Source organism: Alkalicoccus urumqiensis, assembly GCF_002993335.1.
Classification (GTDB): Bacteria; Bacillota; Bacilli; order Bacillales; family Salisediminibacteriaceae; genus Alkalicoccus; species Alkalicoccus urumqiensis.
This window is the reverse complement of the sequence record NZ_PVNS01000010.1, coordinates 32083-46327: the sequence shown is the minus strand read 5'-3', so window position 1 is coordinate 46327 and position 14245 is coordinate 32083. Positions and strand designations below refer to the sequence as shown.

The 14245-nt window shown below is 51.7% G+C and carries 13 protein-coding genes and 1 other annotated feature; all 13 genes read right to left on the bottom strand.

Features of this window, described 5'->3' with window-relative positions; translation table 11 throughout:
- Positions 1–3: 3 nt before the first annotated feature.
- A complete protein-coding gene (gene hisS / locus C6I21_RS11210) occupies positions 4–1284 on the bottom strand; it encodes a histidine--tRNA ligase (protein ID WP_105959574.1) in 1281 nt (426 codons plus the stop codon).
- A gap of 65 nt (positions 1285–1349) precedes the next feature.
- Positions 1350–1568: a binding site (T-box leader), on the bottom strand.
- A 38-nt stretch (positions 1569–1606) separates the two neighbouring features.
- Positions 1607–2071, bottom strand: coding sequence for a D-aminoacyl-tRNA deacylase (gene dtd / locus C6I21_RS11205; RefSeq protein ID WP_105959573.1), 465 nt, complete (start codon positions 2069–2071; stop codon positions 1607–1609).
- Between the two features lie 22 nt (positions 2072–2093).
- The gene (locus tag C6I21_RS11200) at positions 2094–4271 is read right to left on the bottom strand and encodes a RelA/SpoT family protein (RefSeq protein WP_105959572.1); all 2178 of its coding nucleotides are present in this window, start codon (positions 4269–4271) and stop codon (positions 2094–2096) included.
- A 234-nt stretch (positions 4272–4505) separates the two neighbouring features.
- Entirely contained in the window at positions 4506–5018 is a 513-nt protein-coding gene (locus C6I21_RS11195; RefSeq protein WP_105959571.1) for an adenine phosphoribosyltransferase, read from the bottom strand.
- A 12-nt stretch (positions 5019–5030) separates the two neighbouring features.
- Positions 5031–7352 (bottom strand): single-stranded-DNA-specific exonuclease RecJ, encoded by a 2322-nt coding sequence (recJ, locus tag C6I21_RS11190; RefSeq protein WP_105959570.1) that lies wholly within the window; start codon positions 7350–7352, stop codon positions 5031–5033.
- A gap of 183 nt (positions 7353–7535) precedes the next feature.
- Positions 7536–7862, bottom strand: a complete 327-nt coding sequence (locus C6I21_RS11185; protein ID WP_105959569.1) for a LapA family protein — start codon at positions 7860–7862, stop codon at positions 7536–7538.
- Positions 7859–8770 (bottom strand): cation diffusion facilitator family transporter, encoded by a 912-nt coding sequence (locus C6I21_RS11180; RefSeq protein ID WP_245411614.1) that lies wholly within the window; start codon positions 8768–8770, stop codon positions 7859–7861. The genes C6I21_RS11185 and C6I21_RS11180 overlap by 4 nt, the downstream gene beginning before the upstream one ends.
- A 123-nt stretch (positions 8771–8893) precedes the next feature.
- Entirely contained in the window at positions 8894–9841 is a 948-nt protein-coding gene (secF, locus tag C6I21_RS11175; RefSeq protein WP_105959568.1) for a protein translocase subunit SecF, read from the bottom strand.
- On the bottom strand, positions 9825–11156 hold the full coding sequence (gene secD, locus C6I21_RS11170) for a protein translocase subunit SecD (RefSeq protein WP_105959567.1): 1332 nt from the start codon (positions 11154–11156) through the stop codon (positions 9825–9827). Before secD ends, secF begins: the two co-directional genes overlap by 17 nt.
- Positions 11157–11473: 317 nt before the next feature.
- Positions 11474–11782 carry a post-transcriptional regulator gene (locus tag C6I21_RS11165; protein WP_105959566.1) on the bottom strand — a complete coding sequence of 103 codons (309 nt, stop codon included), beginning with the start codon at positions 11780–11782 and terminating at the stop codon, positions 11474–11476.
- A 15-nt stretch (positions 11783–11797) separates the two neighbouring features.
- Positions 11798–12610 carry a DUF368 domain-containing protein gene (locus C6I21_RS11160; protein WP_105959565.1) on the bottom strand — a complete coding sequence of 271 codons (813 nt, stop codon included), beginning with the start codon at positions 12608–12610 and terminating at the stop codon, positions 11798–11800.
- 72 nt (positions 12611–12682) lie between these two features.
- On the bottom strand, positions 12683–12946 hold the full coding sequence (gene yajC, locus C6I21_RS11155; protein ID WP_105959564.1) for a preprotein translocase subunit YajC: 264 nt from the start codon (positions 12944–12946) through the stop codon (positions 12683–12685).
- 145 nt (positions 12947–13091) lie between these two features.
- On the bottom strand, positions 13092–14231 hold the full coding sequence (gene tgt, locus C6I21_RS11150) for a tRNA guanosine(34) transglycosylase Tgt (RefSeq protein ID WP_105959563.1): 1140 nt from the start codon (positions 14229–14231) through the stop codon (positions 13092–13094).
- Positions 14232–14245: the final 14 nt, after the last annotated feature.

The window sequence follows — 14245 nt, the reverse complement described above, 5'->3', positions numbered from 1 at the left end:
CAATTAATCATCCTCTCCGTTCTGTTTTTGCAGCTTATCTGTCAATTCGTTCAGCTTTACAGCTTCCTGTGCGCCGGTCTGCATATTTTTTACGTTAATTTCTCCGCGTTCCAGTTCGTCATCACCGAGAAGAAGCACAAGACGTGCTTTCTGCCGGTCAGCTGCTTTCATCTGCCCTTTCATTTTCCGGCCGAGGTAGTCGGTCTCCAGTGAAAAACCCTGCTGCCGCAGCTGGTGCAGAAGCTTCGGCGCTTCCTCCTTCGCCTGTTCCCCGAGGGTGACGAGGTAGGCATCCAGTTCCTCTCCGGCTGTTAAATCAATACCCTGCGTTTCCAGTGCCATGAGAAGACGCTCAATACTGAGACCGAAGCCGATTCCGGGTGTTTCCGGTCCGCCGACATCTTCCACCAGGCCGTTGTACCGGCCGCCGCCGCAGAGCGTCGTTATGGCTCCGAATCCTTCGCCTTCAACCATAATTTCAAACGCTGTATTGTTGTAGTAATCCAGACCGCGCACGAGCGTCGGATCCACCACATACTCGATATCCATCGCCGTCAAATAAGCCTTTACGGTTTCAAAATAAGTGCGGGATTCCTCATTTAAATAGTCGAGGATCGAAGGCGCCGAACTCATAAGCTCGTGGTCCCGGTCTTTTTTACAATCCAGGATCCGGAGCGGATTCTGGTGAAGACGCGTCTGGCAGTCACTGCAGAATTCGTCAATTCTCGGCTCAAAGTGAGCAACAAGCGCTTCTCTGTGAGCCTCACGGCTGTCTTTATCACCAAGGCTGTTCAGTACAAGTTTCACCTGCTTTAAGCCGAGCTCTTTGTACAGGTCCATTGCCAGCCCGATCACTTCTGCGTCGAGAGCCGGATCGGCACTGCCGAGCGCTTCAATTCCGAACTGGACAAACTGCCTCATTCTTCCGGACTGCGGGCGCTCATAGCGGAACATCGGCCCGTTGTAAAACAGCTTTACCGGCTGATCCGGCCATCCGTGCATCTTTTCCGACACGAAGGCCCGGACGACCGAAGCGGTTCCTTCCGGACGGAGCGTCAGACTTCTTCCTCCGCGGTCTTCAAACGTGTACATCTCTTTCTGCACGATATCGGTCGTATCCCCGACGCCACGTGCGAAAAGCTCCGTCTGTTCGAACATTGGTGTGCGGATTTCTTTATAATTGTATCTCCGGCAGAGATCGCGGGCTGCCGCTTCGACGATCTGCCATTTTTCGGATTCCCCGGGGATAATGTCCTGGGTTCCGCGTGGAATTGTATATGCCATCCTGCATCCTCCTTTATATGTATCGTGCGTTTTACTGCATACAAAAAACTCCCGCCGCTGACAAAGTCAGGGACGAGAGTTTCACACCCGTGGTACCACCCCAGTTGAAGCATACTGCTCCCACTCTGCCCGCTAACGCCGGGCCGGCGGCTGCTTCTACTGACGTTCAAAGCAGCACCTACGGAGTGTTCATTCACAGAACCTGCAACAAAGATGCTTCCAGCCGCGGCATCTTCTCTCTGGTCGTCCGGTTTTCTGCTACTGTGCTCCCTCATCGGTATTCAATCGTATTTTCTTATCTTACGAAGCGGGGGGCGGAATGTCAAGAGCCGTTTCTTACAGCAGGCTCACTTTCCACAATCAGCGTGACCGGTCCGTCGTTTGTAAAGGAAACGTCCATCATCTCACCGAACGCTCCGGTTTCCACCGTGAGACCGTGGTGGCTTCGGAGCCGATCGTTAAACTGTTCATATAATGCTTCCGCCTGCTCCGGCCGTGCCGCCTGCATGTAATTCGGACGGCGCCCTTTTCTGCAGTCCCCGTAAAGCGTAAACTGAGAAACCGATAAAATAGAGCCGCCGGTATCCTGAATCGATAGGTTCATTTTATTGTTCTCATCTTCAAAGACGCGGAGACCGGCGATTTTATCCGCGGTATACGTGACATCTTTTTCTGTATCCTCGTGTGTGATGCCGACGAGAAGCATAAGACCATGATCGATGGCACCGGTCACTGAACCCTCGACAGTGACGGAAGCTTCTTTCGCCCGCTGAAGTACTACGCGCATGACTGATTCCCTCCGTTGCTTGTTAGTGCATGACCCGGCGCACGGTGTAAATATCGGAGATCTGTTTAATCCGCTCTACGACCTTCTGAAGATGCGCCGTATTCTGAATCGATACGGTCATATCAATCCGGGCCATTTTATTCGAATCGGCACGGCCGCTTACGGCATGAATGTTCGTTTTCGTTTCCGCCACAGCCTGCAGCACGTCATTTAATAAAGAGCGCCGGTCATAGCCGGAAATTTCAATATCGACGTCGTAGTTTTTATTCTGCTGGGGACCGCTGTCCCACTCGACATCAAGAAGCCGGGTATCCCCGTCCGGAGAGGCGACGTTCGGGCAGTCGGCGCGGTGGATCGATACGCCCCGCCCTTTCGTGATATAACCGACAATCTCGTCACCCGGTACGGGGTTGCAGCATCGGGAAAGACGAATAAGCAGGTTATCCACGCCTTTTACGCGCACACCGCTCGTATCTGCTTTGGAAGCACCTTTCTGCGGCTTAAGATCCTCCACCGCTTCTGTCAGCGTCCGCGTATCCTGCTCTTCTTCCCGGCGCAGGGTATCGGTCAGACGGGTAACAACCTGAGCTGCGGTGATCCCCTGATAGCCGACGGCCGCATACATGTCTTCTTCTGTCGTAAAACTGAACTTATCCATGACGCGGTGGATGTTTTCATGAGTGAACACTTCTTTATTTTTATAGCCTTTCCGGGCAATTTCTTTTTCGATCATGTCCCGGCCCTTTTCCACATGTTCATCTCGTTTTTCGCGCTTAAACCACTGCCGGATTTTGTTTTTTGCATGGGAGCTCTGTGTCATTTTCAGCCAGTCCTGGCTCGGACCGTAGGAATGTTTGGAGGTCAGTATTTCTACGATATCCCCCGTTTTCAGCCGGTGGTCGAGCGGAACCATCTTCCCGTTCACTTTCGCCCCGATACAGCGGTTGCCGACTTCGGTATGAATCCGGTAGGCGAAATCGAGCGGAACCGACCCTTTCGGCAGTTCCATTACATCGCCCTTCGGAGAAAAGACGAACACCATGTCGGAAAACAGGTCGATTTTCAGCGACTCCATAAATTCCTGTGCGTCATTGGTATTGTTCTGCCATTCCAGAATTTCCCGGAACCAGGACATTTTCGTTTCCAGGGACTCTGCATCATCGACCGTTTTACCTTCTTTGTAGGCCCAGTGCGCTGCAACACCGAATTCTGCTACTTTATGCATGTCTTCGGAGCGGATCTGCACTTCCAGCGGGTCCCCTTTCGGACCGATGACCGTCGTATGAAGAGACTGGTACATGTTCGCTTTCGGCATCGCGATGTAATCTTTAAACCGGCCCGGCATCGGCTTCCACTGCGTATGAATCGTACCAAGTACTGCGTAGCAGTCTTTGATGCTCTTTACGACGATACGGATTGCAAGCAGGTCGTAGATTTCGTTAAACTGCTTATTCTGCAGCACCATTTTCCGGTAGATGCTGTATATATGCTTCGCTCTTCCATGAATATCTGCTTCCACATCCATCGCCTGAAGCTTTTCTTTCAGTGCGTCTTTCACTTCTTCAATATAGCTCTCGCGCTCTACGCGCTTCTTTTTCATCAGGTTGACGATCCTGTAATACTGCTGTGGATTTAAGTAGCGCAGTGCCGTATCTTCAAGCTCCCATTTGATTTTGGAAATACCGAGGCGGTGGGCGAGCGGGGCAAAGATTTCCAGTGTTTCATTAGAAATACGCCGCTGCTTTTCCGGAGGGAGATGCTTCAGCGTCCGCATATTATGAAGACGGTCCGCCAGTTTAATAAGAATGACGCGGATATCCTTCGCCATGGCAACAAACATCTTCCGGTGGTTTTCCGCCTGCTGTTCTTCTTTGGATTTGTATTTAATTTTACCGAGCTTTGTCACACCGTCGACGAGCATCGCGACCTGGCTGCCGAATTTCTCTTCCAGTACATCAAGACCGACATCCGTATCCTCCACTACGTCGTGCAGAAATGCTGCCGCAATGGTATCAGGGTCCATACCGAGATCGACAAGAATCGATGCGACCTGTACAGGATGCCAGATGTACGGCTCTCCGGAACGCCGGTACTGCTCCCGGTGCGCATATTCTGCTGTCTGATATGCCTCCCGGAGCATGGCCACATCCTTTTCGGGGAGATATTCGGCCGCACGGGCAAGCACTTCTTCACTAGTCATGAAATCACCTTACATTCCCGCTGTCTGCACCTGGGCGGGCAGCGTCTCGTTTTTTCTATCCTATCATACGGTGGCGCGTTTCTCTTGTCCGGCGCACGGAATTAGTACTTTTTCATCCAGCTGCACCTGCAGGAACCACACCGTTTCCTGTCACGTGCAGAAATGGATGAAGGCCGGATGGAACGAATCCTTATGGAAAAACAGGGCTGCCCGGGGCCTCCGGGCAGTCCAGGATCAGTAAGTCATAAGTGTAAAAACGTCGTACTCTTCAAGCCGGCTGCGGCCGTCCAGGTAGCCGAGCTCAATCATAAAGGCGATACCGGCAACGACGCCGCCCTGCTGTTCAATCATTCTAATCGTCGCTTCAATCGTTCCACCCGTTGCAAGAAGATCGTCCGTAATAAGCACACGCTGTCCAGGCTGAATCGATCCTTTATGGATATTCAGAGAATCCTTGCCGTATTCCAGCCCGTAATCGACTTCCAGTACTTCCCGCGGAAGTTTTCCTGCTTTTCGAACCGGTACAAATCCGAGGCCGAGCTCGACAGCAATCGGACAGCCGACAATAAAGCCTCTCGCTTCCGGACCGACGACGACATCGATTTGTTTGTTCCGGGCAAAGTCTGTCATATCCAGAATGGCCTGCCGGTAGACAGGGCCGTTTTCCATCAGTGTCGTAATGTCTTTAAACCGGATTCCCTCTTTCGGGAAATTCTCTACTACCGTAATGTACTCTTTGTAATCCATCTCTTTCTCCTCCTACTGCGCGCCGGCATCTACCGGTGTGCGCGTATTCCCCAGCGAATCCAGCGTTTTGACGAGAGAGCGGAATGTGGAATAACAAAGCTCCTGCTGGATCCTGCTTTTCTGCTGATATTTTTTATAAGTTGGTGCTTCCTCCAGCTTCCGTTTCGACGGCGTTTCTGCCGGAGTCAGCACACCGTTGTCTATTTTAACAAATTCCAGCTCAGAAAACACCTGGCATATCAAGGAAACTGTCTGCACGCTCCATCCCTTGTGTTCAGCAAGCTTTTCTTTATGCTGCATCTCAAAACGGCCGCGCTTTTTCACGAGCGCGTAAAACCATTTAAACTGATCTCTGTTCGGGAGCGGCGTAAAGAAATAGTTGTCATCATGCTGAAAAACACAGTCGATTCTCTCCAGATTTCCTGCCCGGACGAGCACATCTGAAAGCTCCTCCATCGTAGACGGGACATCGTAGAAAAGCAGGCTGGTGACGGAATCATCGATATCCTCCGGCCTCAGCACGCTCCACGAATCCGGAATGCTGCCCGTATCCGTGTCCTCCTGAAAGACAAGCGCATTTTTCGGACCCGGAATTTCTTTCAGCCGTCGGCTGCCCCGGAAATCGAAAATCTGCCTTTCATCCACGCGCATATCTTCTGCGATAAGCTGCGGTTTTATTCGTCCGTTCCATTCATTGATCGAGAGCTTTCCGACGACAGAGAGCCTGGCGAGCGGGGAAATCTGCGCATGTTTCTCCCCCATTCGGAATGCTATGACATCGAGCGCATGATCGTGACCACTGGTCGTAAGCGTCAGCTTCAGGTGATCCCTGCCGCTGCCGATCTGCTTCGCCGTTTCCACGACTGCCTGCTCAATTAAAATTTTTGGCGCAGGGTTGCCGATGCCGAATGGCGCCATGCGGGAGAGATCACGGATCGTTTCCACTGAGATCTCCTCCACCCCCACCGGCAGATCGACATCCAGTTTTCGTACCCAGTCCTCTGCCTCCATCGTCGCTGCTGCAATTTCACAGAGCCTGCTGCGGAGCTCATCGACATGCTCCAGTTCCATTGTCAGTCCTGCGGCCATTGCATGTCCGCCGAAATGAGGAAGCAGCTCCCTCATAGAGGAAAGGGATTCAAACATATTGAACCCTTCGATGCTCCGTGCTGAGCCTTTTGCTTTTCCTGCTTCCGGCTGCAGACTGAGAACAATTGCCGGACGATAATACGTTTCGACAAGCCGGCTGGCAACGATCCCGATGACCCCCGGATTCCATCCTTCCCGGCCGACGACGATAACTTCAGGATCTCCATCCTGTGCTTCCACTTCCTCGATCGCTTCTTCCGTGATGGCCCGGACAATCTCCTGACGCTCTCTGTTCATCTGATCAATCATGGAAGCAAGCTGTTGACTCTCTTCCGGATCTTTCGAAAGCAGCAGCTGGACAGCGGGATCTGCCCGTTCGAGCCGTCCGGCTGCGTTTAGGCGGGGGCCGATGCGGAACCCGACAGTCTCTTCATCCACTTCATCTCCGTCCGCCCCGGCTTCTTTCAGCAGTGCCTTCAGACCGGGGCGCATCACACTGTTCAGCCGCTTTAATCCAAGGGCTGCAAGTACGCGGTTCTCCTCTTCCAGAGGCACCAGATCGGCAATGGTTCCGACCGCAGCCAGATCCAGATACTGCTCCGGGAATGTACCGGTCAGTGCCTGACTGCATTTCCAGGCCACTCCGACTCCTGCCAGCTCATCAAATGGATAGCCGCAGTCAGCCTGCTTCGGATTGATTACAGCATAGCCATCGGGGATCTGCGGCGGCGGCTCATGATGATCGGTAATAATCAGATCGATGCCGAGCTCCTTCGCCACATCCGCTTCATGTACGGCGGATATACCAGTATCCACCGTAACGATGACACGGGTCCCTTCTTCAGCTGCCCGTCGGAATGCCCCTTCATTCGGTCCGTACCCTTCCGTAAACCGGTCGGGCACATACCAGCCTGCCTCGGCACCGAGACTTATAAGCGTTTCATACATAACGGTTGTACTCGTCACACCATCAGCATCATAGTCTCCGTACACAAGAATACGTTCGCCTGCTTCGATTGCTTTATGTAGACGGTCGACTGCTTTTTTCATATCTTTCATCTGCATCGGATCATGCAGCTGCGTCACATCCGCGTTTAAAAACCGTTCGACTTCTTCTTCTCCGGTAATGCCGCGCTGTGCGAGAAAACGGGAGGCTACCGGCGAGAGGCCGGTTCTTGCTTCCAGTTCTTTTGTCACATCCGCATCCGGCGTTTGAATCCGCCATTTTGCTTCTGGATGAAGCATCCTGATCACTCTCCTGACTCCCCTATTATACACGCGGCCGCTTCAATATCCTATCATCCGCCGCAGAAAATAACGTTCTGTTTCCGGGCACAGACGAAAGCCTCCATTTCCACATTGAAAAGGAGGCCTTCATTCATTTTATCATTTTTTTCTTCCGGAAAGCGGCCGGACGAAAAAATTCACTTATTTTTTAGGCGTGCTCTTCCCGCGGGACCGCTTTGGTGTTTCTTCATCTGTGTCCGGACCCGCTGTCTCTTCATCCTTTGAGGCTGCATCCCGGGAGGACCGCAGCTGCTTTACTTCCTGCTGCAGCCGGTAAATACGGTACATACCGACGAAACCAACGATAAGTCCTCCCATAAGAACAGATCCGAGAATGACAAGAATAAGCGGCCATTCGCTTTCGCCGAAGAAGTAATTTACGGTTACCGGATCCACATTAATGACAGCAAATACAGCAATGATGAGAACGATAACGAGACCTGTAATTAAACCCCATTGACCTTTCATGGCGGTTCCTCCTCTGAATATGGATTAATATGAACCCGGACATCATGAACATGCCGGTATTTCATCAATCGCTTTTTCACCTGTTTCCCTATCCGGTGGCCGTCTTCGACACTGATATAGGGATCAACCGACAATTTAATATCGATAATGACATAATGACCATGCTCCCGTGCGAGCAGTTCGTCGATCTGCAAGACACCGTCGACTTCCTCAGCAGCATCGACCATCCACTGAGCATCTTCATCATGAAGGACATGATCAATGGTCTGATGGATCGCTTCACTGCCGAGCTGCCATCCCATACGGATGATCAGCGCCGCAACAACAATGCTTGCTGCAGGATCCAGGTACACAGCACCCGGAATCCCAAACGCCGCCCCGGCGATCGCGCCGGCCACCCCGAGCAGGACCGCCAAGGAAGAAAATACATCGGAACGGTGATGCCAGGCATCGGCAATCAGTGCGCTGCTATGGTATTTTTTACCCAATCTGACCTTGTATTGAAACATGGCTTCTTTAATAAGAATGGATGCCCCGGCAGCATAGACAGCCCATATGCCCGGAATACCGGCGGGATTAAACATGGAGGTGACGGCGTCGATACCGACTTCCACGCCTACGATGATTAATAGTACGGATACGATAATAGCTGTAACAGTCTCCGCTTTTCCATGACCGTAGGGGTGATCCTCATCAGGAGGCTGCTGGGCTGCACGGACACCGATTAGTACAGCGATGGAGCTGACAACATCCGATGCAGAGTGAAGCGCGTCTGCCACAAGTGCCCGGCTGTCAGCCGCCACACCCGTTATCCCTTTCATGACCGCGAGGAAGGCATTAATAATAATGCCGAGAACCGCTCCCTGCTGGACTTTCCGGTAACGTTCTGCGTCGGTATATAAACTCAACCTGCCTCCCCCCCTTTTTCTTTCACTTTATCATGGAATACAACATAAGCCCAGAAGCCCTGCTGTGCGAAAAAAGAAGGACACCCGCCGGATGTAACGGCAGTGCCCTTTCTTCAAGTGTCTTTACGTCGTGGAAGCTTCTTCCTCCGCTTCCCGTTCCAGACGTTCCTTTTCAAGACGGCGCTTTACCTGCTTCGATTTCAGCACGGCCCAGAGCTGTGCTGCAATAAACAGGGAGGAATACGTCCCGGCAACAAGGCCGACGACGAGCGCGAAGGAAAAGACACGCAGCCCTTCCCCGCCGAGCAGAAGCAGCGCTCCGGCAGCAAATACAACCGTAAGCACCGTATTAATCGAACGGGCCAGTGTCTGAATTAAGCTCTTATTGACAACCGCTGATATCTGATCAAACGTTTCAACGACTTTTTCTTTAGCCATGTTTTCCCGGATCCGGTCAAACGTGACAATCGTGTCATTGATGGAATAACCGATGATCGTCAGCACGGCTGCAATGAACGGAATATTCACTTCCATCTGCACGATACTGAAGATCGTCAGAATAAAAAGGGCATCGTGGAAAAGCGCGACGATCGCAGAAATACCGTAAAGAAACTCAAATCGGATCGTTACATACAAAATAATCCCTAAGGAAGCGATCAATACCGATATGAATGCATTCATTGCAAGTTCCTCCCCGACGATCGGGGTGACGGTGCTCACATTCGGTACGTTCCCATACGTTTCTTCAAAATGATTTTGAATTTCCAGCGACTCCTGCTGATCCAGACCGCCAATAAAGGAGGCGCGGCCGATATCATTGTTCTCACCGGCGAGCACAATATCATCCGGCTCATAGCCTATTTCTGCAAATTCGGAGGCAATTTCATCTTCTGACACCGAATCTTCGGCGAGCACATCCACGGTCGTACCGCTCCGGAAATCAATACCGAGGTTCAGACCGAGCGTGGACAGAAGAATGACACCGATCAGCAGAAAAACCGCAGAAAACATGAAAAATTTCTTCCGGTGCTTAACAAAATCGAGTCTCGATTCTCTATGATCGAACTTCATCAATATGCTCCTCCTTTACCCCGAAGAGCTTCTGTTTCCGGTTCAGCGCCCGGCTGTTCACCCAGAGGCCGAGCAGAAGCCGTGTTCCAAGAACCGCAGTCAGGAAACTCATCAAAATGCTGACAATCAGCATAACAGCAAAACCCTGCACAGCGCTTGTCCCGAAATAGTAAAGGACTGCTGCTGCAAGAATCGTCGTTACGTTGGCGTCAAGAATGGTCGAGAACGAGCGGCGGCTTCCAGCTTTAAATGCGCTCATCACAGTCCGCCCTGCTTTCAGCTCATCTTTCACCCGTTCATAGGTGATGATGTTGGCATCAACAGCCATACCGACACCAAGAATGAGTGCAGCAATACCCGGCAGTGTGAGTACAGCATTCAGCCAGTTAAATACGACCAGCACGAAATAAATGTACGTTGTCAGCGTGAGTACGGCAATGAATCCCATAAACCTGTAATACGCGAGCATGTAAGCGAAAATCAGTGCAATACCAACAGCACCGGCATAAACCGCAAGCTCCATCGACTGCTGGCCGAGAGAAGCACCAACTGAGTTCAGCTGCAGCTCTTCGAGTTCAACAGGAAGTGCTCCGGCATTTAGTATACCTGCAAGGTCCTGCGCTTCCTCGACATCAAAACCGCCCTCTATCATAATGTCTCTCTGATTCAGCGGCTGTCTTACCTGTGGAGCTGAGACGATCTTCGAATCCGGAGAACCGAACTCTTCCTGAAACGAATCCTCTTCCTGGTAATCGAGCCAGATTGCCATCAGGTTCTGTCCCTGCGGCTGCTGGGCAAGCTCCGACGTGACTTCCTGAAGCCTGTCTACGTCTTCCACGGTAACCGAAACGATCGGCTGATTCGTATCGGGATGAAAATTCTGCTGAGCTCCGCCTTCTGCGAGGTGGGACCCATCCAGCAGCAGATTATCTTCCACATCCCGGAATTCCAGACGTGCCTGTGTGGAGAGCAGCTCACGTGCCTGTTCCTGATCTTCCACACCCGCAAGCTGGACCCGGATGCGATCGTCCCCTTCGATATTTATGATCGGCTCCGATACCCCGAGTACGTTAACGCGGGCGGAGAGTGCGCTGACAGTGTCAGTGAGCAGCTCTCTCGTTATTTCTGTATCTTCCCCGTCAAGAGGCTCTACTTCATATAAGACTTCAAAACCACCCTGCAGATCGAGCCCCAGACTGATATCGTCCACTTGATCGGTTACATTCACGGCAATTAAGGCTGCGACTGCTGCGACTATAACGAAAAAGAGAGCGATCAGACTTTTCCGGACCCCTTTTCTTCTCTTGGCCACCATGTCATCCTCCTTCGTTCAGAGACGATCTCTGAAACGGCCCTGCTTCTAAGTAACATCAGCCTCGTGCGGGCTGCTGAAAAACCGGTACTCGCCCTGCGGGCAGAAACCCTCAGACTCGTCCCTCTGTACCGGCATTTCCCGATAAACAATCATCTGCTCCATCTGGAGAAGATACGACTGCCCCTCATGTTTTTGTACAAAGCCGAGTCTCTCTCTATCCCAAATAAAAACCCGGCAGGACAGCGAGCTTTCTGCCGGGAGGTGCAGCGGACTGCACGAATACCAGAATCCATTATAGACGTCCGGAAAAAGAACTGTCAATCAGTCCCTGTACCCGGCGGCGTCAAATCTTCTATCGGAGGTAAACCGCTGTTTCCACTGTCACGGTAGGACTGTACCGTCAGCTGGGTCATATAATCCCCTGCCCGGAGTGAATACAGTCTGTTTACAATCCAGTGAAGACGCACCGGTTCACGGATCTCTTTTTCCCGGCGCATTTTTGTCAGGAACGTTTTCCACACATCATCTTCAGTAACATCATCATACCCGTAAAACTGCCATTCCTCTTTAAGGCTCGTAAGAACCGGCTCTACCCTTTCACGCCATACTTCCCAATCCTGTGCCATGATTCTCCTCCTTTACTAAGGCTGTTTGAGACTCATGTAGTAAGCCGCTGAGACACCTCCGGCAAGACAGAGAAGACTCGCAGCTGTACTGCCGCTTCCGAAACCTGGAAAAATCACTACCGCCGCTCCAAGAATCAATCCGATGATCGAAGCGTACGTATAAGTCGGATACCGGTGGAACATCCAGCGGATTCCTTTACTGCTCAAAATAAATCCGACGATAACACCACTCCCGACCAGTGCAATGACGGCAAAGTCCGGGTTTGTAATCGATAATGCGTCCGTTGCCGTTGTATAAACCCCGAGCAGCAGCAGAACAAAAGCACCACTTACTCCCGGGAGGAGCATCGCCATACTGGCCAGCCAGCCGGAGATAAAGAAATACCAGCTGTTTGAAGCGCCGAGCTGCATTGCAGCGCTCGACTCATCTGCCGCTGCCTGCGCTCCGACCAGATAGGCAAACACGGCCATGCCGATGATCAAAAACGCATGCCGGATCGTAAACGACTGCCGGAAACGTCCTTCCCTGATCAAAAGAGGCAGAATACCTATCAGGAGACCGGTAAACAGAAAAAACGTCTCTTGTTCAAATGCCTCCAGGAGCAGGTTGATAATGTTCGACAAAGCAACGATGGCGGCGATCATTCCGGCTCCAAGCGGAAGAAGGAAGCCGAGATGCCTTTTCCATTCTCTGCTGAAGAAGCCGCTGACAGCACGTATGAACTGTTCGTATATTCCTAGTATCAGTGCCATCGTTCCACCGCTGACACCGGGAATAATATCGCATATTCCCATCATGAAGCCGCGGTAAAGATTTTTCCAGTGCACAAGTCATCCGTCCTTCTTACGAAAATGACGCACCGGCCGGCTGATGTTCTGCCGCCGGTGCGGGGGTTCTGATTAGTCCTGGTTGGTCACTTCACGGATCGCCTGACGATCGAACGTCAGCTTATCGCTGCCGTTGACATCAAGGATCACGCGGTTTTCATCAATCGCATCGATGGTGCCGTGCAGTCCGCCGATCGTGATCACACGATCCCCTTTCTGCAGCGATGAATGCATTTCCTGCACTTTCTTCTGCCGCTTCTGCTGCGGACGGATCAGAAGGAAATAAAAGATGGCAAACATCAAAATCAGCGGAATTAACGCGCCGAGAATATCCAATGAACTTCACTCCTTTCCTATGTACGTACAACTTCCTGTGAAGATGCACCTGTACTCTATTGTAGCGTTTTCGCTATGATAAAATCAATGACATTTCTGTGTCGTTCCTTTAACCCGGGCAGACCCTCTCACAGCTTGAGCGGTTCTAGAAATTTTTTGCATCCTTTTTGTTAAATCCATAGGCTTCAAAAAACGCTTCCCGGAAATCAAGCAGCCGGTCTTCACGGATTGCCTGACGCACGTCCTCCATCAGCTGAAGCAGAAAATGAAGATTGTGGTAGGAGCAGAGACGGAGTCCGAGAGTTTCGTTGCATTTAATTAAATGACGGATATACGCCCGGGAATAATTTTGACAGACTTTGCAGCTGCAGTTCTCATCAAGCGGGCGGAAGTCCCGTGCGAATTTCGCATTCCGCACAACGAGACGGCCGCTCGACGTCATGAGCGTTCCGTTTCTAGCAATTCTTGTCGGGAGAACACAGTCAAACATATCAATCCCACGGATCGCTCCGTCAATCAGAGAATCCGCAGAGCCGACACCCATCAAGTAGCGGGGCTTATCCTGCGGCAGAAACGGCGTCGTATCCTCCAGCACCTGATTCATCACGTCTTTCGGTTCGCCTACGGAAAGTCCGCCTATGGCATAGCCCGGAAAGTCGAGTGATACGAGGTCTTCTGCACTCTGACGGCGGAGATCCTTATATTCCCCTCCCTGAACGATGCCGAACAGACCCTGATCTTCCGGGCGCTGATGGGCACTCAGGCAGCGCTCCGCCCAGCGGCTCGTCCGCTCCACTGATGCTTTCATGTACTCATGGGAAGCTGGATACGGCGGGCATTCGTCAAAAGCCATCATGATATCCGGACCGAGCTGATTCTGGACATGCATCGACTTTTCCGGAGATAAAAATAATTTTTCCCCGCTCAGATGGTTCCTGAACTGAACCCCTTCTTCGGTGATATTTCGAAGATCGCTCAGACTGAACACTTGAAATCCACCCGAATCCGTTAAAATCGGGCGGTCCCAGTTCATAAACTTGTGAAGACCGCCGGCTTCTTCGACGATATCCGCTCCCGGACGCAGCCACAGATGATACGTGTTGCTTAAAATAATCTGCGCATTGATTTCCTTCAATTCCTCCGGATCCATCGTTTTCACAGTGGCGAGCGTTCCCACCGGCATGAAAATCGGCGTTTCAAATGTTCCATGTGGTGTGTGCACTTTTCCAAGACGGGCCCCGGACTGGCGGCACGTTTTTATATGTTCGTACGTTATCGCTGGCATTCCATTCACTCTCT